Below are 23,932 nucleotides of genomic sequence, written 5' to 3'. Positions count from 1 at the left end.
ATGAATCAAAAGAGCGTAGAACAAATGAAATATATTGAAATTACTCAAGCAGGTGGCCCTGAAGTTTTACAAGTTGCTGAGGGAGCACGCCCAGAAATTACTGCTGATGAAGTTCTTATTGAAGTCTACGCAACAGGAATTAATCGACCTGACATTTTACAGCGTCAAGGATTATATCCAATGCCAAAAGGCGTCACGCCTATTCCTGGTCTAGAAGTATCTGGTGTAGTTTCACAAGTAGGTACGCAAGTGACGCAGTTTAAAGTGGGCGATAAAGTCTGTGCACTGACCAACGGTGGTGGGTATGCTGAATATTGTGCTGTACCCGCAAATCAAACTTTGAAAATTCCAAAAAATTTAAGTTTTGTTGAAGCAGCTGCTATTCCTGAAACTTATTTTACTGTTTGGGCGAATCTGTTCCAGATTGGTCAATTGAAGAAGGATGAAACCGTGCTGATTCATGGTGGGGCCAGCGGTATTGGTTCAACCGCAATCAGCTTGTGTCATGCTATGGGAATTAAAAATTTCTCTACAGTTGGCCACGATGACAAAGTTGAAAAGTTATCTCCAATGTCACAGGTCATTAACTACAAAACGCAGGATTTTGAGAAAGAGGTTTTGGCGCTGACCGATGGTCAAGGCGTGGATGTAATTCTGGATATCATTGGAGCCGCCTATTTCAACCAAAACCTGAGATTATTAAAGCGTGATGGACGTTTAGTGATTATTGGTTTTATGGGCGGTCGTAAAGTTGATGGCTTTGATATACAGGAGTTGATGCTAAAACGTGCCGTTGTCACAGGCTCAACCATGCGTGCAAGAACCAATGCTGAAAAAGCCAAGATTGCTCAAGAGCTTGAACAATTTGTCTGGCCTTTGATTGAAGCCGATCAATGTAAGCCAATGATCTACAAGACTTTTTCCTTTGCAGATGTCGCTCAGGCACACCAATGTTTAGAGAGCAGTCAGCATATTGGCAAAGTCGTACTCGAAATTAAGTCTTAATTTGCCTGATTATGTTGATTCTATGCCTGTTCGTACTCAAAACTTGAGTACGGCAGGTTGCTCAAGCAGTATGGATATAAATAAAACGATGCAATGAGGAAACTTGAAATGACAACAAATCTTGATGATCGTAATCCAACACCTGATCTTGCAGAAGACAATGCATTCTTCCCATCACCATATTCATTGAGTCAGTATACCTCCGCTAAAACTGACTATGATGGTACAACCTACCCACAACCCTATCAGGGCGATAAAAAGATTTTAATGATCGCGACAGACGAACGTTATATCTTGATGCAGAATGCAAAATTCTTTTCTACAGGAAATCATCCCGTTGAAATGTTATTGCCAATGTTTCATCTGGATAATGCAGGCTTTGCCTTTGACGTTGCAACGCTTTCAGGAAATCCAGTCAAGCTGGAAATGTGGGCGATGCCAAACGAAGAACAAGTGGTATTAGACACTTATAAAAAATATGAGAAACAGCTCAAGGCACCTTTAAGACTTGCTGATGTGCTCGAGAAAGCCTTAAGTGCTGATTCACCTTATGTAGGTATTTTCATCCCAGGTGGACATGGTGTACTGGCTAAAATTCCACAAAGCACCGAAGTCAAAGCGTTATTAAAGTGGGCCATTGCAAATGATAAATATGTGATTACCTTGTGTCATGGGCCAGCATCACTACTGGCTGCCGCTGTAGATGAAAATCCACAAGATTATATTTTCAAAGACTATCAGGTTTGTGTTTTCCCTGATTCCTTAGATAAAGGTGCAAATATTGATATCGGTTATATGCCAGGGCAACTGCCGTGGTTGGTCGGTGAAAATCTGGAAAAACTTGGCGTTAAAATCTTGAATAAAGGGATTACAGGTCAGGTACACCAAGATCGAAAATTACTAACAGGTGATAGTCCGCTGGCTTCAAATAATTTAGGAAAGTTGGCAGCAACGACATTATTGGCCGATCCAGACCTACGATAATTGCTTGAGATAAAAATGAAAGCCTGACATCGATTGTTGGGCTTTTTTATTTTTTGACCTGTTCTAGCTGATCAATTGTCAAATCAATGACAATCTCTTTTCAGGCTTCGGGTTACAGTAGCCCATACGGACGCAAACTGAACAGGAGGTTGAATGAAAATATGTATTTATGGTGCAGGCAATATTGGTTGTTATCTCGGAGGGCGGTTGGCAGCCATAGGATGCGATGTTCAGTTTATTGTACGCCCCCAAATTCGCCAGCAATTACAACAATACGGTCTGACAGTTTCGGATTATCGTGGGTATCAACACACGATTGCAGCAAATCAGCTTCAATTGAGCGATGATCCACAAGTTGCAGCGCAAGCAGATATTATTTTTGTTTGTGTTAAATCAGCAGCCACTGAATACGTTGCTCATGAGTTAAAAACTGTTTTAAGAAACAAAACATTGATTATCAGTTTTCAAAATGGTTTAAGAAATGCGGAGATTTTAAAACAGATTCTGCCTGAGCAAACTATTCTTGCAGGCATGGTTCCTTTTAATGTTGCGGCTTTGGGAAATGGTAGGTTTCATCAAGGTACAGAAGGTGAGTTATATATCAAGCAAAATGATGCGCTGCATGAGCTAATGAACGCATTTAAAACCGCAGGGCTGGAACTGAAACTGGAGCCTGATATGCAGGCAGTACAGTGGGCGAAGTTAATTCTGAATTTAAATAACGCAGTGAATGCCTTATCACAGCTTCCGTTAAAGCAACAGCTTTCGATTCGGGCATACCGTCAATGTCTGGCAATGGCACAAATGGAAGCGCTGAGATTGCTGAAAATTGCGCATATTCAACCTGCTCAACTCACGGCTTTGCCAGCGCAAATTGTTCCTGTGGTATTGAGATTGCCAGATTTCATTTTTAATGTGGTGAGTAAGAAAATGTTAGCCATTGATCCACTGGCTCGTTCATCTATGGCAGATGATCTGATGGCAGGACGAACAACTGAAATTGACTGGATTAATGGAGAGGTTGTTCGTTTAGCAGAACAGCTCAATTTAGAAGCACCTATCAATGCAAAACTGATTCAGCTTGTTAAACAGGCGGAAACTTCTCCTCTGGCTTGGTCAGCACAAGCGCTTAAACAACAGCTAGAAATGGCATAATAAAAAATAGCGTATCACTGAAAAGCAGTCATACGCTATTGACGATAAAACAAATATTTAAGATTTTTCAGTCACTGGTGGCCCAAAGCGGGTAATCAAAATGCCAAAGATTGTAGCGAAGATATACATAAAAATAGAATAAACTGCGGCTGGCATTGCGATCGTTGTACTGGCCATAATTGTAAGCGCAATCGTCATGGCAAGGGTGCTGTTATGAATCCCGATTTCAAATGCACAGGCACGCGCTTGATATGAACTGATCCCAAAGAAACGCGGTACAAAATAACCAACTGCCAAGCTGATTGCACAGAATAAAGCGGTAGCAAAGCCAATCTGTCCCAGATACTCAACCAGATTATGCCGCTCATTAAAAATTGCCCCAGCAATAATGATGAGTAAGAAAACAATTGCAAAAATACGTACAGGACGATTTAACTTTTCTGCTAAATGAGGGGCAAAATGACGAACCAGCATACCGATTGCCACAGGTACCAAGATAATTAGAAATACTTGTAGAATTTTAGAAAATTGTAGCCCTACATGTTGTCCTTCATTCATAAAATGCAAAATGGCGAAATTGACAATAAACGGTAAGAACAGGGCAGCAACCAAGGCATTGAGTGCGGTCAAACTAATGTTTAAGGCGATATCACCCTTATACAAATAACTGAATAAGTTAGCAGTCGAGCCACCGGGTGAAGCTGCTAAAAGCATGAGGCCCACAGCAAGTAACGGCGGTAGCGCAAGGATTTTACAAATCAAGAATGCAATCCCGACCAATAAAACTAATTGGCAAAACAGGGCAATGATAACGGCTTTTGGGTGTTTGGTGACACGGGCGAAATCTTTTAAGGTGAGTTCCAAGCCCATACCCGCCATGACAATGGCAAGTGCGATTGGCAAGAAAAGGGTGATCAATCCTGAATCCATAACTATTCGTTCCTTTGAGTTAAAATTATATTAAAAAAATTTATATATTATTTCCTATGAAGATATCAACTTTCCAATAATTTTGTTGATATATTTGGCATAAGTCGGTTAATTTATTAAACTGGTTTGCAAATAAACTCATCGATTATCAAAACTAAATAACAAATTAATGTCTTTATGTTATTAATTCTAATCATTTATATCACTTAAATATTTTATTAACTTTGACAGCATAAATTTGTCAAATAGATGACAGTTTATTCAAAATAAATTGAAAAGCATAAAAGATAAAACTCTCCAATATTTCTATTTACATTTTTATAACGTTATATGGATTTTGTTAACGAAAGTAGATTGTGTATATAAAACAAGCAAAAGATGTGGCCTTTTTTGTTAATAAGGAAAATTTGTAGCAAAACAATAAAAAATAATATATATAGGTTTAACAACATTATAGATCTATTTTAAAAAATAAGTTTATAAAGATAAAGTAGGCCAAACTTACAATTACATAAATTTTAAATATAGTTTTTATAACATTCTGTCTACTGGCAGAAATAGAAAAAACACCTGTCAAAACGGTCAATGATATTTATTTGACTTAAGAATGATAATTTGCAGCAATTTTTACACTGTGACGATTTATTGAATAAAACCAAGTGAAAAGTTACGTAAAAAAGACGCCAATATTTTGTTGGTGTAAATAAAAAATTGAATATTACAAATAAGCGGAATGAATATGGATAACGTCGCTCAGCTAGAAACTGACACTAATTTCCAAAGTCGAAAAAAAATAACATGGGCTGTTTTTAGTGCGCTTCTGTTATTACTCATTATCGGCATTATATATTATTTTTTTGTATATCGATATTATCAGTCTACCGATAATGCCTATGTTCAAGCTGATGTCACTTGGGTGATGCCAAAAATATCTGGTGAAGTGATTGAATTGATCATTAAGGATAATCAGGTGGTTAAAAAAGGCGAGACCTTGGCGATACTGGATCATCGTGATTATCAAGCTCGTTATGATCAAGCCCGTTCAGTCGTAACCTTAAAACAGGCAGCGCTTGGGGTGCAGCAGCAAAATGAAAGATCAGCCAAGTCATCTATTAGTGAGGCAAATAGTGGTGTTGTTGCAGCGCAAGCTGACTTATCCCGCTTGAAAAAAGATTTTGAACGTTACCAAGATTTGTTAAAAGATGGGGTGATTACCCGCCAAAATTTTGAAGGTGTCCAGTCCCAGTATTTAACCGCACAGGCACAACTGAGCAAGGCACAAGCAGCTGTCAATGCAGCCGAAGCACAACTCGGTAGCTTACAGGCAAGTAGAGCGCAAATTTTGGCAGATATTCAAAATGCCAATGCGAGTCTGGATCTTTATCAGATTGATCTTGCTTCATCAAAAGTGATTAGCCCTGTGTCGGGCAAAGTCGGTAGTCTTGCAATCCAGAAAGGTTCTCGTGTTTCACCACAAACACGTTTGATGGCAATCATTCCTGAAAAAAGCTTATATGTGCAGGCCAACTTCAAAGAAACTCAAATTGAAAAAATGCATATTGGTCAGCAAGTTAAATTAAAAATAGATGCATATCCAAGCCTGACATACACCGGAAAAATCGAAAGCTTTTCTCCAGCATCCGGGGCTACTTTTTCACTCATGCCACCTGACAATGCGACGGGGAATTTTAACAAAGTTGTACAACGTATTCCTGTTCGCATCACCATAGATTCAAGCCCGCATATTGATCTCATTAAACCGGGAATGTCGGTCAGCGCGACCGTTGATCTCAGAACTTAAACATAAAGTCTTAGGTGTAAGTGATGAATCAGTCTGTCGAAAGTGAATGGAAATTCCCTCGAAAAACCGCATGGGCAATTTTTGCTGCCATGATTTTTGGCAACTTTATGGCGATCCTTGATATTCAGATCGTAGCGAGCTCTTTAAATGAAGTTCAAGCAGGTATGAGTGCAAGCCGTTATGAAGTGACTTGGGTACAAACGGTTTATTTGATTGCAGAAATTATCGCGATTCCAATGTCTAGCATTGTATCGCGAGTACTTTCTACACGTGTCTATTACACCATTTGTGCGGTTGGATTTACCATCAGCTCACTGCTTTGTGCGTTGGCATGGAATCTGGAAAGTTTACTGGTTTTCCGTGGCATTCAGGGCTTTATGGGCGGAGGCATGATTCCAACTTCGATGACAGCGTTGTATCTGCTTTTTCCTGAAGCAAAACGCTCATTACCGTTGGTGACCTTCGGCATGGTTAGTACATTAGGCCCAGCGATTGGCCCAACCATTGGCGGCTGGTTAACCAATAATTTCTCATGGCACTGGATGTTCCTGATCAATATCATTCCAGGGATTATTATTGCCACCGTGATTTACTCAGGGCCAAATATTGACCGCGCCAATTATTCACTGATTAAAACTATGGACTGGCTGAGCCTGATTGGTATGGCGATGTTCTTGGGTGGGCTGGAATATTTCCTTGATGAAGGCGCACGGCATGACTGGCTTGCAGATTCAGGTGTTCGTATAGCATTTATGATCTGCCTGATCGGCGGCATGATTTTCTTCACTCGAAGCTTTACTCAGCCTAAGCCTTTACTTGATCTAAGCGTATTCAAAAACAAGAACTTCACTCTAAGTGCAATTACCACCTTTGTCATCGGCATGGCGCTGTATGGCTTGGGCTATATGATTCCTGTTTTTCTTGGGCAGGTTCGGGAGATGAACAGTAGCCAGATTGGTCACATTATGATGGTGACTGGCGTGGTGATGTTCTTTTTTGCGCCGTTCCTTGCTTGGCTGATTCCTAATTTTGACACTCGTAAAACCGTATTCGTTGGCATGATTCTGGCGGGGTTCGGGGTATGGCTGAATTCACATCTCAGCATCCACAGTGATTATGACTTTATGTTCTGGCCACAAATTTATCGTGGTATCGGCCTGATGATTTGTCTGATTGTGGTTTCACATTTAGCCATGAGCACATTACCACTGAGTAAAGTGGCCGATGCCAGCGGTATTTATAACCTGATGCGCAATATTGGTGGAGCAGTTGGCTTGGCATTGATCAACTCCTCACTAGACTGGCTGACAGCGCTACATGTGACTCAAATTAATCAATACATGACGCCACAGAACTGGATCTTTGTCGAAAGACTGGATCAGTTGACAGCGCAATATCAGGAGGTTGGTTCAAATGCACAGCAAATTGCGCTGAGCGTGATTTATCGTGACATCCATTATCAGGCGCTTACATCAAGTTTCAATGATTTATTACGTATGCTCGCAATCATTATGTTTGTGACGGCTTTTTTAACCATATTTATGGATCGGGGGAAAAAGATGGATATGTAGATATTTTAAATAGAGGGTAATTTCAAAAATGAAAAAACAATAGGGCTTATATAAAACATATCCCGTTATAAGAAAAGAATATTTATATAAGTATTTTTAATATCTCTATATGAGGTAGGGGTACTCGTGTATCTAGATTTAGAAGGTTAAAGTATTATGATTAATACAACATATAAACTAATTTCAAAATTTAACCAGAAAGAACGTACCTATGGTCAATATTTTGAAAAAGAGCAAATCGATATTGATCGATTAAAAGTGATGTACTCTATTTATGAACAATATTATGAAAACACCAGATTTTCTATATTTGCAGAGGATTTTAAAAAGAAAAGTGGTGTGATTCTGGTTTTTAATTCACAAACCGATGAAATCGTGGGTTTCTCTACAGTCGTTGTGCAACATTTCTATTTAAATGGCAAGGACTATACCGTTTTATTTAGTGGCGACACTGTGATTTTAAGAGAGTTTTGGGGAACGCGTTCGCTGCAAAGTACCATGCTCAAACTGATGATCAAGTTAAGAATCAGATATCCATTTAATGAGCTGTACTGGTTGCTGATTTCTAAGGGTTATAAAACCTATTTATTACTTGCCAATAATTATTATGTGTACTACCCAAATATCAAAGATGAAAATCAGCATCTCTCCTCAGTCATTGAACATTACTGTGAAAACTTCTTTGGCGAATATTATGATAAAGAAGCGGGATTACTAAATTTTGGCGAGGATTATCAACCATTAAAAGGTGAAATTGCACCGATTACAGCTGAAATGAGAGAAAAGAATCCAAATATTCATTTCTTCGAGCAGAAAAATCCAACCTGGAGCATTGGCACAGAACTCCCATGTATTGGACGTATGGGCTGGAAAGATATTGCCCGTTTTCCAGTGAAGCTCATGAGAAAGCCAGTCAGCAAAGGCAAATGTGAGGCGATTTTAACGACTAAAAGCAACCGTAGAGAGGCCATCCAATGAAACCGAATGAATGGCTAACAACAGGCTCGCATCTTATTTTAAAGCAATGGTGCAATGCATCTGATCGTAATTTTCAAAAACAGTTTAATGCATTAGAAGCAACACAACGTCAAATTTTGCATTCGATTTTACAGACCTCAAGCTTTGCGAAAGATAAAAAAGTTCAAAACTATGAGCAGTTTGTAAAATCATTTTCTGCCACGCGTTACGGTGCTTGGCGAGAAGAAATTCAACGCTATCGTGAACAAAAGTTGACGCTTTCCAGCAGCAAGCTGGTGCGTTTTCAACCGACCAGTGGTTCAAGCGAACAGATCAAATTTATTCCTTATACCAAATTGTTTTTAGATGAACTTGATCATGCGATTGCGCCGTGGTTAGCCAGTATGTATCGCAAGTGTCCTCAACTCAGCTCGGGCACACATTACTGGTCAGTGTCATGGTTACCTGAAAGTCAGCGAGAGGTTTTAAAAGATAAAAACTTAAATGACGACAGTGCATTATTGGGGATGGGCAAACGGATTTTATCGAAGTTTACCCAAGCCGTTCCAAGTAATGTGGCTTTTGCCGCGAATGCCGATGATGCATTATTTGCGACGATCTGTTATTTGGTTGCAAACCGAAATCTGGCGATGATCTCTGTCTGGAGTCCAACTTTTGCATTGCAACTCTTAGATCGTTTAGAGGCAATGCAACAAGAAGTCATTGAGGTACTTGAAAGTGGTTTATGGGGAGGTCGCCAAACTTCACTCAAAGAAGTCACTGCGCCGTATAGTCCCGAAAGTGCTCAGGCTTTAATTAGCAGTTCCAATGGTGAGCAGATTGATTTCAAAAAGCTCTGGCCAAAATTAAGTCTGGTGTCCAGTTGGGATACCGCTGGTTCCAAAGCTTGGGCCGAGAAATTGCAACAGCGCCTTCCATCAGTGCAATTTGAAGGCAAAGGCTTGTGGGCGACTGAAGGTGTGGTGACCATTCCATATAACGATCAATATCCTCTTGCTTATCAGAGTCATTTTTATGAGTTTGAGTATCTTGAAGGTGAGAAGCAGGGCCAGATGATCCCGTCATGGGAACTCAAAACTGGTGATGTGGTGAGCCCCATTATCACTTCGGGCAATGGTCTACTCCGTTATTGTCTAGATGATTGTTTGCGTGTCACAGGTTTTCTGCAACAAATCCCTTGTTTCGAGTTTCAGGGACGTCGTTTTGGCGTTGATCTGGTGGGAGAGAAACTTGCACCTGAAACGGCGCAACAACTGCTTTCACAACTCAATGAAACGGAATCTAAAGCAATCTCTTTACTTGCCATAGATACAGAACAACAGGTTAAACCCTTTTATTGTGTATTGTTCGAAGGAGAAATTCATCACAGCATTAACGATGAATATATCGATCGTATCTTGCGCCAGAACTTCCATTATGAACTTGCCCGCAATCTTGGTCAGTTAGATCAGCCACAGATTCGTCAAGCCAATAATGGTTGGAATGCCTATAAGAAACTGGTCATGTTTGACGGCATTATTGAAGGCAATATCAAGCCTGAACCCTTAAAGAAAATTACCCTGAATAGTTTGGAACAACTATGAAGAAAGGGATAATGCAATTTAATAATCAGCTTTTTAAGTCCACGCATATTGCACTATGCGTGGGGATGTTCTTCGTTTCAAATAACGTGACTGCGATGACTTTAGATGAGGCATTGTCAGCAAGTTTAAGACATGAAAGTCAACTCGAAGTAAGTCGCTTAAGTGTGAATCAATCTACAGCAATGCTTGAGCAGGCCAAACAGCGAGACGGTTTAAAAGTCAATCTGGTCGGGCAACTGGATTATGAGCGGGTTGAAACACCTGCTCAGGTCATGTTTCCAACTGAAGGCAACCGTAAGGGCCGAAGTCTGCAATTACAACTGGATTATCCCGTCTATACCTCTGGACGACATCGCTTAGGGGTTGATGTGGCGAAAAACCAGTTATCTGCACAGGCGCAGGGTTTATCGGATCAAAGATCGGAAACCATTCTGAATACGGTAATGGTCTATACCGATGTATTAAAAAAGAAAGCGATTTTAGAGTTGCGGAAAAAGACCATGTCTAACCTGCAACGCTCGCTTTATGAATCACAACGGCGTTTTGATGTTGGCATGATTACCCGCGCAGATCTGGCACAGGTTTTAGCTCAAGTGGCTCAAGGACAAGCTGATATTACACAGGCGCAATCTAATCTCACCGTGAGTGAAGCACAGTTTTATCAAATTACGGGGGTCACGCCTGAGAATCTTGTGGCGATTAAACATCTTCCCGTCATTTCTAATCAACTGGATGAAATCTTGGCAAAAACCAATCATCATCCTGCTTTGATGCGCGCGAAATACGAGAAGCAAGCTGCCGAGAAACAATATGCTTTAACCAAACGGGAACTCTGGCCTACCGTCATGTTGACCAGCCGTGCGGGCAAGCAGCATGAAGCCAGTTATATCGGTTCTGAAAGTAACAATTACATGGTGGGTGTACAACTGAATGTGCCTTTGTTTGATGATGGCTTGAATCGGGCCAATACGCGAAAAGCACAGGCAGATGTCGACTTAGCCAACCAGAAGATCCGAACGCTTGAGCTTGATCTGAATCAGCGTGCACGGACGACATACGCACAATTGCAAACCATTCGACAAAATAAAGAGGCACTTCAAAATGCCATAGATGCGGCGTCGATTGCCTTTGTTTATACCCGCAAAGAGTTTGAATTGGGCACCAAAACAACCTTTGATTTGCTCAATACCGAACAAAAATTATTGGATGTACAAACCCAGAAAACAGTTAATGAACAGGATGAAGTTGTTTTTGTCTATCAACTTCTTGATCAAATGGGACAATTAAATCAGCTGGTTCCAAACCAGACCACAACACAGGTGAATAATGAATGAAAACAAATCCACCGACATCAACTGAAAACAGCTTGATTACACGTGAAGCCACATTGGCAGATGATCAGGCTTTACGTGAACTGATTGCTGTGCCAATGACCACCAAAGGCGTGCAAATCAGCTTTCAGCGCGAACCAAGTTATTTTAAGGCATCAGATATTTTGTATCGTCACAAACTGCATGTGGTGATTGAAGATACTGAGAATCAGAAGAATGTCGCCTGTTACAGCAACGGTCATCGTCCGTGTTATGTCGATAAAGCAGTACAGAATGTGCGATATGCTAGCGATTTGCGGGTTGATCCCAATTATCGGGGCAAATCATTGGTCAAAATTCTGGGTGCACACGTTAAACAAACGCTCCATGAACCTGATTTTAGCCAGATGATTATTTTCAATGATAACTATGCTGCAAGGGCTGCCATACAAACCGGTAAGACAGGAATTCCAGATTACTATGATGAAGGTCTGATCGAGACTTTGACTTTGACCCATCTAGGGACAAAACGTGATATTGATGCATTCTTAGAAAAGACCAAGCAAACAGAAATAGGCAACATGCATGCCCGTGTCGCGCAACCAGAAGATATTCCTGCAATGAATGCGTTTATTGCTGCAATGGCACAGCACTATAATTTTATTCCTGCTTATAATTTTGAAGAACTGCAAGCTGGGCATCACTATTTTACAGGTCTACAACTGTCAGACTTTCAATTGTATTTCCAGAATGAGAAATTAGTCGGCATGTTTGGATTGTGGGATCAGCATAGCCTGAAACAAACCAAAATCCTGCATTACAGCCCCTTAATTGGTGTATTTCGTCCTGTTTATAATCTATTGACCAAAATCACCAAAGCAATGCCATTGCCGAAACTGGGTGATTCACTCAAATATCATGTGTTACACAGCTTATTATCTCATCCACAACATTTGGGGCTGCACCATTTAATGCTTGAAGATGCTTATCAACTCTCTAAACAGAAAGGCGTTGGAGTGGTAAGTTTTACCTTGTCACATCAAGATCCACGCTATCAGTTGAATCAGTTTTATAAAGGTGAACGATTAACAGGAATGCATGGCTTTATTAGTTTTGCAGGTGATCCACGTCCGAATTTTGATAAGAGTTTAATTCCATATCTGGAAGTTGGGCGGATTTGATTTGATCTATAAAAATGCCTCAAAGTATTGGAAAGTAAACTTTGAGGCATTTTGAGTAGAAGGGGGAAAATTATTGAGCTTTTAAGCTGTTTGCATATTCGACCAGTTGATCAACCACGGTTCCCCAACCTTCAAAGAAGCCCATATCTTCATGCTGTTGGCGGGTTTCCTGAGTCCGATGTCGCGCAATCGCCGTATATTTAGTTGCGCCATGACCCACATCTTCAAGTAATAGAATTGCAGTCATAAATGGATTTTCAGCTGGTTTCCAGTCTTCAGTATAGGTATCAGTAAAAACCAGTTTTTCGCCGTCAATCACTTCCAGATAGACACCTTCATTTTTAATTTCATTGCCATCCACATCAAAAGTGGTATTGAATTTTCCACCCACTCTTAAATCAATTTCACAGGCCTTGATCGAGTGAGGTCGAGGAATAAAGAAGTGTTTGATATGTTCAGGCTTCGTCCAGCATTCCCAGACCAGTTCACGGGGTATATCAATCACTCTTTCTAGTTTTAAATCAGTTTTGGGGTCCAGTTTCATTTTCTCTTTTCCTTTTTAATTCGAGTGCGTAACGATCAAATTGATTGAGTCTTTGTTCCCAGATGGCTCGTTGTTCACTTAACCAGTTTTGCATAGGCGTAAATGCATCAGGGGCCAAAGCACAAGTTCTGATTCGTCCATTTTTTTCAGAATGAATGAGTCCAGCCTGCTCTAATTTGTTCAAATGCTTTAGAAAAGAAGGCAGGGCCATATCATGTTGTTCAGCCAACTCCGTGATTGAGGCTGCCCCAAAAGACAGCCGCGTTAAGATATCTCTACGCGTTGGATCACTAAGCGCACTGAACAATAAGTCGAGTTTAGAATCATACTTAGCCATAGAGCTAAGTATTGTATATTTATTAATCAGATGTCAATTAAAACTTAGCTAAAAGGATAAGTTTTTTAAAGATGATCGCTATCATTTTGTTTTTAATATTTATTCACCAATAAGATACCGACGAAACTGAGAACCGCACCCACAGCCATTGATCCAGTAATCGGTTCTTTCAGTATAAAAAAGGCCAGTAACACAGCAAAAATCGGAACAAGATTAGTAAAAATAATGGTTTTGGATGCTCCAATGGCATGAATGGCTTGTGCATACCAGATGAAGGCCAATACAGTACCCAAAGCACCTAAATAAAGAACAGCTAGCCAACTGTTCAATGAGATAGTCATAAGCGTTTTATAGCTGAACTCAGACATTGAACTGATGAAAAGAAATGCGGTTCCCCAAAGGACGGCGTATGTGGACATGGTCAATGCCGATGTATTTGTGTGCTTCAAGCACAAGGTATAAATCACCCAACTGAATACCGCACCACACATCATCATTTCGCCAAGCCCAAAAGACTGTTGTAAAGCATTAAATACTTCACCGCGAGTCACCACCAGCAGTGTTCCAACTAGGGCAATACAGACACCAAGATATTTGATTCTGCTTAACTTTTCGTGAAAGAAAATACGCATGATCAAGACAGTCAGGATAGGTGACAAACTGACAAACAAAGCTGTTCGACCTGCCTCAATTCGGGAAAGCGCAGCAAAGAAAAATAGGTTATAAGCGCATATTCCAGTTAAGCCCATCAGAATTGCATAAATATGCTGTTGAGTGGAAAGACGGGGAAGGCCGCCTGTTGTTTTGATCAGTAAAATAAGCAGTAAGATGGCAGCAATTGTGAAGCGTAACAGTGCAGACAAAGTTGGAGAAACTTCTGCGGCAAGAATACGCCCAGCGATAAAGGTGCCACCCCACATCAAAGCCACACAGATCAATTTAAAATAAACAGTACAACGTGGCAGAGAAATTGCGAAATGGCGCATGAGTTTTTAATCAATACAGAATTAAATCAAATCGTAAAACTAATTTATCTTTATAGTAAAATGAGCTTTTACTCATGAATGATCCATCATGACACTAACTCAACTCGAAATCTTTTCAAAACTGGCAGAATTAAAAAACTTTACGCTGACCGCACAGCAACTGAATATTTCACAGTCTGCGATTTCACATGCACTGAAATCCCTAGAAAAGAAATGGGAAACTCAGCTATTTTATCGCAATAACAATGAAGTTGAACTCACCGTAGCAGGGCAAGGTTTGCTACCTTATGTGAATGAAATGCTCAATGTCTCAACCATCATTCATCAACAGGTCATGGACCTCAAAGGCTTTAAAACAGGGAGTTTGCGTATCGGCTCCTTTGGCGCATCTTCTTCCAATGTATTACTTCCATTGATTTTAGAAAATTTTAGTCGGAAATATCCTGAGATCGACGTGCTGATTTTTGAGGGAACAGATAAAGAGGTGTTGCAATGGATAGATGAGCGCAAAGTTGATCTTGGTTTTGTGGTTTTACCTGAGTCTCGCTTTGATACTTTTGCTGTATTGGAAGATATCTTTGTAGCTTTGATACCAAAGCATTTACCGATTGCCCAACAAGCTGCTGTCAAACTGGAAGAGTTGATGGATTATCCTTTTATTTTGACCAGTGCAGGCAGTCAAAATCATGTGCTGGAATTATTTAGAGCGGCTCAACTGACACCTCAAGTGAAGTATCATCTCTCTCAAATCCTGTCGATTTTAAATATGGTAAATAGCAACGCAGCGGTATCTATTGTGGCTGATTTATCCCTTGATCAAAACATTTTGCAACTGTATCCCAATATCGTAAAACGACCGTTATCACCAAATATTAAACGCTCAATTGGCTTGGCTGTGAAGAACAAGCAGCAAATGACGCCGATTGCAAAGGCATTTATTGAGATTGCAACACAACTGTAAATATCCGGTTCAATCATCAACAATTCAGCTGACTGTTCATAAAAAGGCTAGAAAAACAGACAAAAGTTATCAATTACACAAAATACTTCTATAATAGCGGCCATTATTACTAAGGTCAGTGTACGATCGTGCTTAAATGACCTTAGCCACAGCTTTCTTTTTTAAGTCTATTTCATATCTACGATTCGGCTTATCAATCAATATTTTCACTCTTGTGTGCTTGCAACGCATAAGAATATTTAGGTGTTCGCATGGAAATTAAGGTTAATTATCTCGACAATCTTCGACAAGAGGCGAAGTTTGATGATTTTACGGTAATCGCCGATCAGCCCATTCGCTATAAGGGCGATGGCTCTGCGCCCGGTCCATTCGACTATTTCCTTGCTTCATCTGCGTTGTGTGCGGCTTACTTTGTCAAAGTGTATTGTGCTGCGCGTGACATTCCGACGGATAATATTCGTTTATCACAAAATAATATTGTCGATCCTGAAAACCGTTATAAACAGATTTTTAAAATTCAGGTTGAACTCCCAGCGGATATTTCTGAAAAAGACCGTCAAGGCATCTTACGTTCGATTGATCGCTGTACGGTAAAGAAGGTAATCCAGACGGGCCCTGAATTTATCATCGAAGAAGTGGAAAGTATTGATGCAGATGCGCAAGCGTTGCTGATGCCAAGTCTGACTTCAGAAAACAATACTTATATTTTGGGCAAAGACCTGCCGCTAGAACAAACCATTGCCAATATGTCTGAGATTTTGGCTGGTTTAGGCATGAAGATTGAAATTGCATCATGGCGTAATATTGTGCCGAATGTATGGTCATTACACATCCGTGATGCACAGTCTCCAATGTGTTTTACCAATGGTAAAGGCTCAACCAAAGAAAGTGCTTTGGCATCGGCTTTAGGTGAATTCATTGAACGTTTAAACTGTAATTTCTTCTATAACGACCAGTTCTGGGGTGAAGAGATTGCCAATGCAGAATTTGTGCATTATCCAGATGAAAAATGGTTTAAGCCGGGTCCAAATGGCGAGTTACCACAAGAAATTCTGGATGAATATTGTTTAGAAATTTATAACCCTGACGATGAGTTACTGGGCACACATCTGTACGACACCAACTCGGGCAATACTGAACGTGGTATTTGTTCATTACCATTCGTACGTCAATCTGACAATGAAACTGTCTATTTCCCATCGAATCTGATTGAGAATTTATATCTCAGTAATGGCATGAGCGCGGGCAATACCTTGGCTGAAGCTCAGGTTCAGTGCTTATCTGAAATTTTTGAACGCGCGGTAAAACGTGAAATTCTGGAAGGTGAAATTGCTTTGCCAGACGTACCACAAGAGGTATTGGCCAAATACCCAGCTATCGTAGCAGGTATCCAAGGTCTGGAAGAACAAGGCTTCCCAGTACTTGTCAAAGATGCTTCATTAGGCGGTCAATTCCCTGCAATGTGTGTGACGCTAATGAACCCACGTACAGGCGGTGTCTTTGCCTCATTTGGCGCGCACCCTAGCTTTGAAGTCGCTTTAGAACGTAGTTTGACTGAGTTATTGCAAGGCCGTAGTTTCGAAGGACTAAACGACTTACCGCAGCCAACCTTCCAAAGCAACGCAGTGACTGAGCCAAATAATTTTGTTGAGCATTTCATCGACTCAAGCGGCTTGGTTTCTTGGCGTTTCTTTAGTGCCAAATCTGATTATGATTTTGTCGAGTGGGACTTCACCAATGAAGGCGAAAACTCAAATGCTGAAGAAGCAGCTGAGTTATTTGGCATTCTTGAGGAAATGGGTAAAGAAGTCTACATGGCGGTGTATGAGCACTTAGGTGCAACAGCATGTCGTATTCTGGTACCTGATTATTCTGAAATTTATCTGGTTGAAGACCTGATTTGGGACAATACCAATAAAGCCTTATTATTCCGTGAAGATATTCTCAATCTACACCGTTTAGATGAAGCACAGCTGGAAGCATTGGTCGAGCGTTTAGAAGAATGCGAACTGGATGATTACACTGAAATCACCACCTTGATTGGCATTGAATTTGATGACAATACCGTTTGGGGCCAGTTAACGCTGCTTGAATTGAAGTTATTGATCTATGTTGCATTGCAACAGTTTGAAGAAGCCAAAGAGCTGGTTGAGACCTTCTTGCAGTACAACACCAACACGGTAGAACGCGGTTTATTCTATCAGTGCATGAATGTCGTGCTTGAAGTCTTGCTCGATGATGAAATGGAACTGGAAGATTACGAGATCAATTTCCGCCGTATGTTTGGCAATGAACGTATGGACGCGGTTATCGGTTCGGTTGAAGGCACAGTTCGTTTCTACGGCTTAACACCAACCAATATGCAATTGGAAGGACTTGATCGTCATTTACGTTTAATCGACAGCTATAAAAAATTGCACAAAGCGCGTGCGAAAGCAGTTGGCTTAAATGTCTAAAACACGTTAAATATTCATTTAAAAAGTGCATGTTGATCATGCACTTTTTTTATTTTCATGATTTCATATCATTTTATAGATAACAGTTTAAAACGCTTGACCTTACTATAATGGGAACGTTTATATTAGGTTCATATCCTCATCTGATTGGAGTTGTATGATGGAATTTCATGTAGAAAATATGACTTGTGGTGGCTGTGCACGTGGCGTAACGCGCGCGATTCAAGAAGTGGATGCCAATGCAAAGGTCATCACTGATCCACCTAACCGTAGTGTAAAAGTAGAAACCACGGCATCACAACAGCAAGTGGCTGATGCATTAGCAGAAGCAGGTTTTCCACCACGTTAATCTGTATCTAATTAAAAAAGCGGCTGATATAGCCGCTTTTTTAATTTCAAGAAAATGCTAAAAAATTAAAAGGCCATATGTCTATAGCCTTGCAGTAAATCTTATTTACGCCCAGTTAAGGGTGAGAGCGAGAGCAAATCATTATGATGGTGGATATCCTTCATTTCATGACTCGGTTCTCTCAAGCCCTCAAGAATTGGACAGTCGGGACGATTGTCACCAGCGCAACAATCCACCAAAGTTTGCAAGGTTTGCGCCATTTGCTGTAAATCCTGAATGCGTTCTTCTAACTTATGGATATGTGCTTGAGCCAGATGTTTTACATCCGCGCTATGCCTGTTGCGATTGTTCCATAAATCTAGCAGATCGGTGATTTCTGCTACCGAGAAGCCTAATTCACGACTACGTTTAATAAATTTCAAACGCTCAACATCATTATCTGAATAAGAGCGATAACCCGCATTGCTACGTCCAGCCGCTGGAATCAAACCTATCTGCTCGTAATAACGGATCATCTTGGCAGTCACGCCAGAAGCCTGAGATACTTTACCAATATTCATAACATCCTCCATTAGCTACTGCGTGTAGAAGGTGGCTGGAAACGACGTAAACGTAATGCATTACCCAGCACAAAGACACTAGACAGTGCCATCGCACCCGCTGCAAAGATAGGTGACATCAGGATACCATAGGCTGGATAGAGTAGCCCTGCAGCCACAGGAATCAACAGGGTATTGTAAGCAAAGGCCCAAAACAGGTTCTGGTGAATATTGCCAATCGTCGCTTTGGATAAAGCAATGGCATTGGCTACACCTTGCAGATTGCCTGACATCAACACCACATCCGCAGATTCAATCGCAACATCTGTGCCCGTACCAATGGCAAGACCTACATCCGCTTCTGCAAGCGCAGGGGCATCATTAATACCATCACCGACAAAGGCAATATTGCCGTATTTTGCTTTTAACTGTTGTACTGCTTTGACTTTGCCTTCAGGTAGAACTTCTGCAATTACTTCGTCGATGCCCAGTTGTTTGGCAATCGCATGGGCCGTACGTGCATTGTCACCCGTAATCATGGCTACTTTTAAACCGAGCTGATGTAATGCCTGAATGGCTGCTGGTGTTGACTCTTTAATCGGATCTGCGACAGCGATAATCCCAGCAAGTGCACCATCAATGGCAACATAGAGTGGCGATTTGCCTTCGTCACCTAAACGTTGTGCTGTAGCCGCAAAAGGTGCAACCTCAATACCCAGTTGAACCATATAGCGATCTGCACCAATCTGAATGGCCTGACCATTTATGCTGGCATCAACACCCATACCTGTCACTGACTCAAACCGCTCAACTTGCGGAAGTCCCAGTTGTTGCAATTTCGCTTCATCGACAATCGCTTTAGCAATTGGATGTTCTGAGCGCGCTTCAACAGCCGCAACCAGACTCAACACCTCATCGCGTTGAAAAGAGCGAGTCACCTCAAAATCTGTCAATACAGGATGACCTTCGGTTAATGTGCCTGTTTTATCCACCGCAACCACTTGAGCATCTTTTAGCAGTTGTAAAGCTTCGCCTTTACGGAACAATACACCTAACTCTGCGCCACGACCTGTACCGACCATAATCGAAGTTGGCGTTGCCAATCCCATTGCACATGGACATGCGATAATCAGTACCGCAACAGCATTGACCAAAGCGAAAGTTAAAGCGGGCGATGGCCCAAAAATCAGCCAGACGAGGAAAGTTAGTAGGGCAGCCAACATGACGGCAGGCACAAACCATAATGTCACTTTATCCACCACTGCCTGAATCGGCATTTTAGAACCTTGCGCTTGCTCAACCAGACGGATAATTTGCGCAAGCATTGTGTCGCCACCCACAGCCAGCGCTTTAAAACTCAAGTTGCCATTTTGGTTAACGGTTCCGCCCACCACCTGACTGCCGATATTCTTCTCAACAGGAATAGGCTCGCCTGTAATCATGGATTCATCGACGAAGCTTTGACCTTCAATCACTTCGCCATCGACAGGGATTCGTTCACCAGGTTTCACCATCACCAAGTCGCCCGCAACTACTTGATCGATTGGAATGTCAGTGATTTGACCATCTTGTGAAACATGAGCAACTTTTGCCTGTAAGCTAACCAAACGTTGAATCGCTTCCGAAGTTCGGCCTTTGGCTTTGGCTTCAAGAAACCGTCCTAACAGGATTAAAGCCACAATAACGGCTGCTGCTTCGTAGTAAACATTGACGGTTCCTGTTGGCAACAGTGTCGGTGTAAAGGTAGCGACCAGTGAGAAGAGATAAGCGGCTAAAGTCCCGACTGCTACCAAAGAGTTCATATCGGGTGCTAAACGGAATAAGGCAGGAATACCTTTACTATAAAAACGTCGACCCGGAATAATTAGGACTAAAGTGGTTAAAACGAATTGTAAGTACCAACTGTTTTGAATCCCAATGCTGTGTTCAATCAGATGATGAACACCCGGAATCAGGTGAGAACCCATTTCCAGAATAAACACAGGCAAGGCCAGAATCGTGGCAAGGATCAGGTCACGTTTGAGTTCTGTTCTTTCCTGATCTTTCTTCTCAAGTTGTTCTGTTTGATCTGGAGCCGCCGCCTGAATTTCTTTGGCATCATAACCCGCCTTATCAATCGCTGCGATGAGGCTTCCAATACTGGCTGTACCATTTACGGTTGCACGTTCTGTAGCGAGATTGACATTGGCTGTTTTTACGCCTGCTACAGCATTCAATGCTTTTTCAACCCGACTCACACACGAAGCACAGGTCATCCCCTCAATAGAAAGCTCTACTGTATTGGCAGGGACGTCATAACCCGTTCGCTCGATTGCCTGAATCAGTACTTGTCGATCTATCGACTTAGTCAAGGTGATATCTGCACGTTCAGTGGCTAAATTCACGGAGGCGGATTGTACGCCTTCAACTTTTTTTAAGGCAGTTTCGACACGACCGACACAACTGGCGCAGGTCATTCCTTCAACTTGAAGTGAAACTTTTATATTTTTAGTCTCTGTATTTGTTTGGGTTTCCATAAGTAAGACCTATAGAGTTAATTCTGATTGCTTAAAGCATAGACCTTAACATTATGGGAAGGTCAAGAGGGGATTTTCAATTTTTAGGGTTATATCTGTTTATTTAGCTCGTTAAATTTATTATTTTCATCGCAATTAAAAAAGCAAAATGAATGAACTTTAAATGGAAATATATGTTTTTTTAATCAGAATGATTGATGTGCGATATTGGGCTATGAATTAAAGCATCAAAATAAAAATTGTTGAAATACAGTTTTTGATCTCAATGATCGAGCATTCATACACCCAGCGAATGGCCGATCACCATACATATTTTATTTATGAGAAGAATTGAGCTTGTAGGGTAGAGGCTGTCGCAAAAATCTTTTGATATCCTTGTGGCAAAATTCGTTGCAAGATATCAACTGCTTTTGCATCAGCACCAATCAATAAACGACGTTTATTTTTGCGCACGGCTGTCAGGATTTGTTTTGCTGCCTCATCGGCAGAGGTTCTCAGTATTTTGTCAAAAGCAGCCTGACTGTTTGCTGGGTCTAGCCCTAAAATTTCGACACTATTATTAATACGGGCAGCTTTAACAATATTGGTGCGAATCCCGCCGGAATGCACACACGTTGCACTGACACCTGAACCTTGTATATCCAGTTCTTGCCGTAAAGATTCGGTAAAGCCACGAACTGCGAACTTACTGGCATTATAAGCACTTTGTGTTGGTTGCGCTGTCAAACCAAACATGCTGGAAATATTGATGATATGACCGTCACCACTCTGTTTCAGGTAAGGTAGGAACTCTTTGGTGCCATAAACCACACCCCAGAAATTAATCCCGATCAGCCATTCAAGATCATCATAGCTAACACCTTCCGCGGTACTGCCCATAGCCACACCCGCATTATTAAAGATCAGGTTGACCTGCTGATGCTGTTCAGCAATCGTTTTAGCCCAATCTGCCATTTCTTGTCGATTAGCGACATCGACCACCTGTGTGCTAACTTTGACTGGATATGTTTTTAATAGATTCTGTGTCTTGGCTAGACCCAGTTCATTTACATCAGATAAAGCCAGATGGCAGCCTTTTTTTGCCAACGCGACCGCAAGTGCTTGACCAATCCCTGAACCAGCGCCTGTAATGGCTGCGACCTTGTTATGAAATGTTTTCATCTAAACCGCCATTTGTTGTTCTAAAAGTTGTGGCTGAACATGAGTATGAGCTGACTTTGCGACCTGATGATAATTTTCCAGATCAAAGCGACGGGTACGCTGACGATATTCCAATGTGAAGCCCGGCCAGTTATTGGTATTTTTTCCTGTCGCAGTTTGATACCAGCTGGTACAACCTTGCGACCACATGGTTGATTTCATCCGTTCCTGAATTTCCTGATTAAACTGTGTCTGGATTTCAGCCTTAATATCTGTATAGCAAAGCTGATTGCGAATATGTGCCTGAATTGCATCCAGAATATAGTTCACCTGACTTTCAATCATATAGACGATTGAGTTATGACCAAGATTGGTGTTCGGGCCATACAACATAAAGAAATTCGGGAAGCCATTCACCGTTAAGCCTAAATAGGCTTCAGCACCATCGGCCCATTGGTCTTTTAATTTTTTACCTTTGAGTCCTGTGATTTGCATCGGTGCCATAAACTCGGTTGCAGCAAATCCTGTTCCATAAATAATGGTATCTACTTCACGTAATTTGCCATCTTTATCGACAATACCATTTTCAGTGACTTCCTGAATTGCGGTATTGATGACCTCAACATTCGGACGAACCAGACTACGGTACCAATGGTTTGAAATCAGAATTCGTTTACAGCCAATCGGATAATCAGGCATTAGACGATGACGAAAATGCGGATCTTTAATTTCTTCGCGGATATGTCGCTGGAAAATATATTCGGCTAATGGAATCTCATTTAAGGTTGCGGTAAAGCTTTTGAGGCGGATCTCGTTATAACTATATTGAAATACGCGATCAAGGCTTTGCAAAATGGGAAGTTTTTGAAATGCTTTTCGTTCCAGTTTTGAATAAACACGGTCTGGTTTTGGAATGACATAAGGAGCAGAGCGTTGATAAATATCTAAATGAGCCACTTGCTTGACGATCTCTGGTACAAACTGGATCGCACTGGCACCTGTCCCAATGACTGCGACACGCTTATTATTCAGGTCATCGTCATGATCCCAGCGCGCCGAATGGAAAGCTTTGCCTTTGAAACTGTCCAGACCTTTAATTTTCGGATATGCAGGGCGGTTGAGCTGACCAACCGCAGCAATTAGAAATTCCGCCTCAAATTTTTCCCCAGTTAAACTCTGGATATGCCAAACACCTTGAGTCGCATCAAAATCAGCGCTGGCAATTTCAGTATTAAACTGGATATGCGGGTACAGTTGATATTTTTCTGTGCAATGTTTTAAGTATTGATGAATTTCTTGTGATGAGCCATAACGGTTTTTCCAACCCAGTTCCTGCTCAAAAGAAAAGGAATACAGATGAGAAGGCACGTCACAGGCTGCACCAGGATAGGTATTGTCACGCCAGACACCACCGACATCATTGGCTTTTTCAAATAAGGTAAATTGTTCAAATCCAGCAAGTTTGAGCTGAATAGCCAGCCCCAATCCGCCAAAGCCTGTGCCGATAATGGCGATACGAATATTTTTATTTGAAGATAATTGTTGTTTAAACATAACTGACTCAAGTGAAAATTATCATGTATTACATGCAGAATAATCGTTTCAT

At 41.2% G+C, this 23,932-nt stretch carries 20 protein-coding genes; 12 read left to right on the top strand and 8 right to left on the bottom strand.

Annotated elements, in window-relative coordinates; translation table 11 throughout:
• From IEV36_RS02495 to IEV36_RS02485, 3 genes are all read left to right on the top strand, one after another.
• Positions 1 to 1,005, top strand: coding sequence for an NAD(P)H-quinone oxidoreductase (locus IEV36_RS02495; protein WP_005257778.1), 1,005 nt, complete (start codon positions 1 to 3; stop codon positions 1,003 to 1,005).
• Positions 1,006 to 1,113: 108 nt separating this feature from the next.
• Positions 1,114 to 1,989 carry a glyoxalase III HchA gene (gene hchA / locus IEV36_RS02490; RefSeq protein WP_005257776.1) on the top strand — a complete coding sequence of 292 codons (876 nt, stop codon included), beginning with the start codon at positions 1,114 to 1,116 and terminating at the stop codon, positions 1,987 to 1,989.
• A gap of 153 nt (positions 1,990 to 2,142) precedes the next feature.
• The gene (locus IEV36_RS02485) at positions 2,143 to 3,144 is read left to right on the top strand and encodes a 2-dehydropantoate 2-reductase (RefSeq protein ID WP_005257774.1); all 1,002 of its coding nucleotides are present in this window, start codon (positions 2,143 to 2,145) and stop codon (positions 3,142 to 3,144) included.
• Between the two features lie 57 nt (positions 3,145 to 3,201).
• On the opposite strand, the gene IEV36_RS02480 is transcribed toward IEV36_RS02485, so the two are convergent.
• Positions 3,202 to 4,074: a bile acid:sodium symporter family protein gene (locus tag IEV36_RS02480; RefSeq protein WP_004772294.1), complete on the bottom strand. Its 873-nt coding sequence runs from the start codon at positions 4,072 to 4,074 to the stop codon at positions 3,202 to 3,204.
• A 739-nt stretch (positions 4,075 to 4,813) separates the two neighbouring features.
• On the opposite strand from IEV36_RS02480, the gene IEV36_RS02475 reads away from it, so the two are divergent.
• The 6 genes from IEV36_RS02475 to IEV36_RS02450 all read left to right on the top strand — a co-directional run bounded on the left by IEV36_RS02475 (position 4,814) and on the right by IEV36_RS02450 (position 12,498).
• Positions 4,814 to 5,875: an HlyD family secretion protein gene (locus tag IEV36_RS02475; RefSeq protein WP_004772293.1), complete on the top strand. Its 1,062-nt coding sequence runs from the start codon at positions 4,814 to 4,816 to the stop codon at positions 5,873 to 5,875.
• A 23-nt stretch (positions 5,876 to 5,898) separates the two neighbouring features.
• A complete protein-coding gene (locus IEV36_RS02470; RefSeq protein ID WP_004772292.1) occupies positions 5,899 to 7,446 on the top strand; it encodes a DHA2 family efflux MFS transporter permease subunit in 1,548 nt (515 codons plus the stop codon).
• 156 nt (positions 7,447 to 7,602) lie between these two features.
• Positions 7,603 to 8,424, top strand: coding sequence for a hypothetical protein (locus tag IEV36_RS02465; RefSeq protein WP_004772291.1), 822 nt, complete (start codon positions 7,603 to 7,605; stop codon positions 8,422 to 8,424).
• The gene (locus IEV36_RS02460) at positions 8,421 to 10,007 is read left to right on the top strand and encodes a GH3 family acyl-acid amido synthetase (RefSeq protein ID WP_005257771.1); all 1,587 of its coding nucleotides are present in this window, start codon (positions 8,421 to 8,423) and stop codon (positions 10,005 to 10,007) included. Before IEV36_RS02465 ends, IEV36_RS02460 begins: the two co-directional genes overlap by 4 nt.
• The gene (locus IEV36_RS02455) at positions 10,004 to 11,341 is read left to right on the top strand and encodes a TolC family protein (RefSeq protein WP_005257769.1); all 1,338 of its coding nucleotides are present in this window, start codon (positions 10,004 to 10,006) and stop codon (positions 11,339 to 11,341) included. Before IEV36_RS02460 ends, IEV36_RS02455 begins: the two co-directional genes overlap by 4 nt.
• Positions 11,338 to 12,498 (top strand): hypothetical protein, encoded by a 1,161-nt coding sequence (locus IEV36_RS02450; RefSeq protein ID WP_005257767.1) that lies wholly within the window; start codon positions 11,338 to 11,340, stop codon positions 12,496 to 12,498. The genes IEV36_RS02455 and IEV36_RS02450 overlap by 4 nt, the downstream gene beginning before the upstream one ends.
• Before the next feature lie 70 nt (positions 12,499 to 12,568).
• Here the strand turns inward: IEV36_RS02450 and IEV36_RS02445 are convergent, their stop codons facing one another.
• From IEV36_RS02445 to IEV36_RS02435, 3 genes are all read right to left on the bottom strand, one after another.
• A complete protein-coding gene (locus IEV36_RS02445) occupies positions 12,569 to 13,042 on the bottom strand; it encodes an SRPBCC family protein (RefSeq protein WP_005257765.1) in 474 nt (157 codons plus the stop codon).
• A complete protein-coding gene (locus IEV36_RS02440) occupies positions 13,020 to 13,379 on the bottom strand; it encodes an ArsR/SmtB family transcription factor (RefSeq protein WP_005257764.1) in 360 nt (119 codons plus the stop codon). Before IEV36_RS02440 ends, IEV36_RS02445 begins: the two co-directional genes overlap by 23 nt.
• Before the next feature lie 92 nt (positions 13,380 to 13,471).
• A complete protein-coding gene (locus IEV36_RS02435) occupies positions 13,472 to 14,365 on the bottom strand; it encodes a DMT family transporter (RefSeq protein ID WP_005257762.1) in 894 nt (297 codons plus the stop codon).
• Positions 14,366 to 14,453: 88 nt separating this feature from the next.
• On the opposite strand from IEV36_RS02435, the gene IEV36_RS02430 reads away from it, so the two are divergent.
• The 3 genes from IEV36_RS02430 (at position 14,454) to IEV36_RS02420 (ending at position 18,131) form a co-directional block, all read left to right on the top strand.
• Positions 14,454 to 15,326, top strand: coding sequence for a LysR family transcriptional regulator (locus IEV36_RS02430; protein ID WP_005257761.1), 873 nt, complete (start codon positions 14,454 to 14,456; stop codon positions 15,324 to 15,326).
• A 251-nt stretch (positions 15,327 to 15,577) separates the two neighbouring features.
• Complete coding sequence (locus tag IEV36_RS02425) at positions 15,578 to 17,782, top strand: OsmC domain/YcaO domain-containing protein (RefSeq protein ID WP_005257760.1); 2,205 nt, start codon at positions 15,578 to 15,580, stop codon at positions 17,780 to 17,782.
• A gap of 160 nt (positions 17,783 to 17,942) precedes the next feature.
• Entirely contained in the window at positions 17,943 to 18,131 is a 189-nt protein-coding gene (locus tag IEV36_RS02420; RefSeq protein ID WP_004772280.1) for a heavy-metal-associated domain-containing protein, read from the top strand.
• Positions 18,132 to 18,232: 101 nt separating this feature from the next.
• Here the strand turns inward: IEV36_RS02420 and cueR are convergent, their stop codons facing one another.
• The 4 genes from cueR to IEV36_RS02400 form a co-directional block, all read right to left on the bottom strand.
• Entirely contained in the window at positions 18,233 to 18,691 is a 459-nt protein-coding gene (gene cueR, locus IEV36_RS02415; protein WP_005257759.1) for a Cu(I)-responsive transcriptional regulator, read from the bottom strand.
• Positions 18,692 to 18,702: 11 nt separating this feature from the next.
• Positions 18,703 to 21,186: a heavy metal translocating P-type ATPase gene (locus tag IEV36_RS02410; protein ID WP_005257758.1), complete on the bottom strand. Its 2,484-nt coding sequence runs from the start codon at positions 21,184 to 21,186 to the stop codon at positions 18,703 to 18,705.
• Positions 21,187 to 21,504: 318 nt separating this feature from the next.
• On the bottom strand, positions 21,505 to 22,347 hold the full coding sequence (locus IEV36_RS02405; RefSeq protein ID WP_005257757.1) for an SDR family NAD(P)-dependent oxidoreductase: 843 nt from the start codon (positions 22,345 to 22,347) through the stop codon (positions 21,505 to 21,507).
• On the bottom strand, positions 22,348 to 23,880 hold the full coding sequence (locus IEV36_RS02400; RefSeq protein WP_005257755.1) for a flavin-containing monooxygenase: 1,533 nt from the start codon (positions 23,878 to 23,880) through the stop codon (positions 22,348 to 22,350). It abuts the gene before it with no gap.
• Positions 23,881 to 23,932 lie beyond the last annotated feature (52 nt).

It is taken from the genome of Acinetobacter vivianii, assembly GCF_014635885.1.
Lineage (GTDB): Bacteria > Pseudomonadota > Gammaproteobacteria > Pseudomonadales > Moraxellaceae > Acinetobacter > Acinetobacter vivianii.
The sequence above is the reverse complement of the archived record's forward strand: the minus strand, read 5'-3'. Positions and strand labels throughout refer to the sequence as shown.

Bases quoted from the DNA above. Each gene is read 5' to 3' on its own strand.
- IEV36_RS02435 (WP_005257762.1), bottom strand. From the start codon at position 14,365: ATGCGCCATTTCGCAATTTCTCTGCCACGTTGTACTGTTTATTTTAAA.
- cueR (WP_005257759.1), bottom strand. From the start codon at position 18,691: ATGAATATTGGTAAAGTATCTCAGGCTTCTGGCGTGACTGCCAAGATG.
- IEV36_RS02440 (WP_005257764.1), bottom strand. From the start codon at position 13,379: ATGGCTAAGTATGATTCTAAACTCGACTTATTGTTCAGTGCGCTTAGT.
- IEV36_RS02475 (WP_004772293.1), top strand. From the start codon at position 4,814: ATGGATAACGTCGCTCAGCTAGAAACTGACACTAATTTCCAAAGTCGA.
- IEV36_RS02400 (WP_005257755.1), bottom strand. From the start codon at position 23,880: ATGTTTAAACAACAATTATCTTCAAATAAAAATATTCGTATCGCCATT.
- IEV36_RS02485 (WP_005257774.1), top strand. From the start codon at position 2,143: ATGAAAATATGTATTTATGGTGCAGGCAATATTGGTTGTTATCTCGGA.
- IEV36_RS02405 (WP_005257757.1), bottom strand. From the start codon at position 22,347: ATGAAAACATTTCATAACAAGGTCGCAGCCATTACAGGCGCTGGTTCA.
- IEV36_RS02460 (WP_005257771.1), top strand. From the start codon at position 8,421: ATGAAACCGAATGAATGGCTAACAACAGGCTCGCATCTTATTTTAAAG.
- IEV36_RS02445 (WP_005257765.1), bottom strand. From the start codon at position 13,042: ATGAAACTGGACCCCAAAACTGATTTAAAACTAGAAAGAGTGATTGAT.
- IEV36_RS02410 (WP_005257758.1), bottom strand. From the start codon at position 21,186: ATGGAAACCCAAACAAATACAGAGACTAAAAATATAAAAGTTTCACTT.
- IEV36_RS02480 (WP_004772294.1), bottom strand. From the start codon at position 4,074: ATGGATTCAGGATTGATCACCCTTTTCTTGCCAATCGCACTTGCCATT.
- IEV36_RS02455 (WP_005257769.1), top strand. From the start codon at position 10,004: ATGAAGAAAGGGATAATGCAATTTAATAATCAGCTTTTTAAGTCCACG.
- hchA (WP_005257776.1), top strand. From the start codon at position 1,114: ATGACAACAAATCTTGATGATCGTAATCCAACACCTGATCTTGCAGAA.
- IEV36_RS02450 (WP_005257767.1), top strand. From the start codon at position 11,338: ATGAAAACAAATCCACCGACATCAACTGAAAACAGCTTGATTACACGT.
- IEV36_RS02465 (WP_004772291.1), top strand. From the start codon at position 7,603: ATGATTAATACAACATATAAACTAATTTCAAAATTTAACCAGAAAGAA.
- IEV36_RS02470 (WP_004772292.1), top strand. From the start codon at position 5,899: ATGAATCAGTCTGTCGAAAGTGAATGGAAATTCCCTCGAAAAACCGCA.
- IEV36_RS02495 (WP_005257778.1), top strand. From the start codon at position 1: ATGAATCAAAAGAGCGTAGAACAAATGAAATATATTGAAATTACTCAA.
- IEV36_RS02420 (WP_004772280.1), top strand. From the start codon at position 17,943: ATGGAATTTCATGTAGAAAATATGACTTGTGGTGGCTGTGCACGTGGC.
- IEV36_RS02425 (WP_005257760.1), top strand. From the start codon at position 15,578: ATGGAAATTAAGGTTAATTATCTCGACAATCTTCGACAAGAGGCGAAG.
- IEV36_RS02430 (WP_005257761.1), top strand. From the start codon at position 14,454: ATGACACTAACTCAACTCGAAATCTTTTCAAAACTGGCAGAATTAAAA.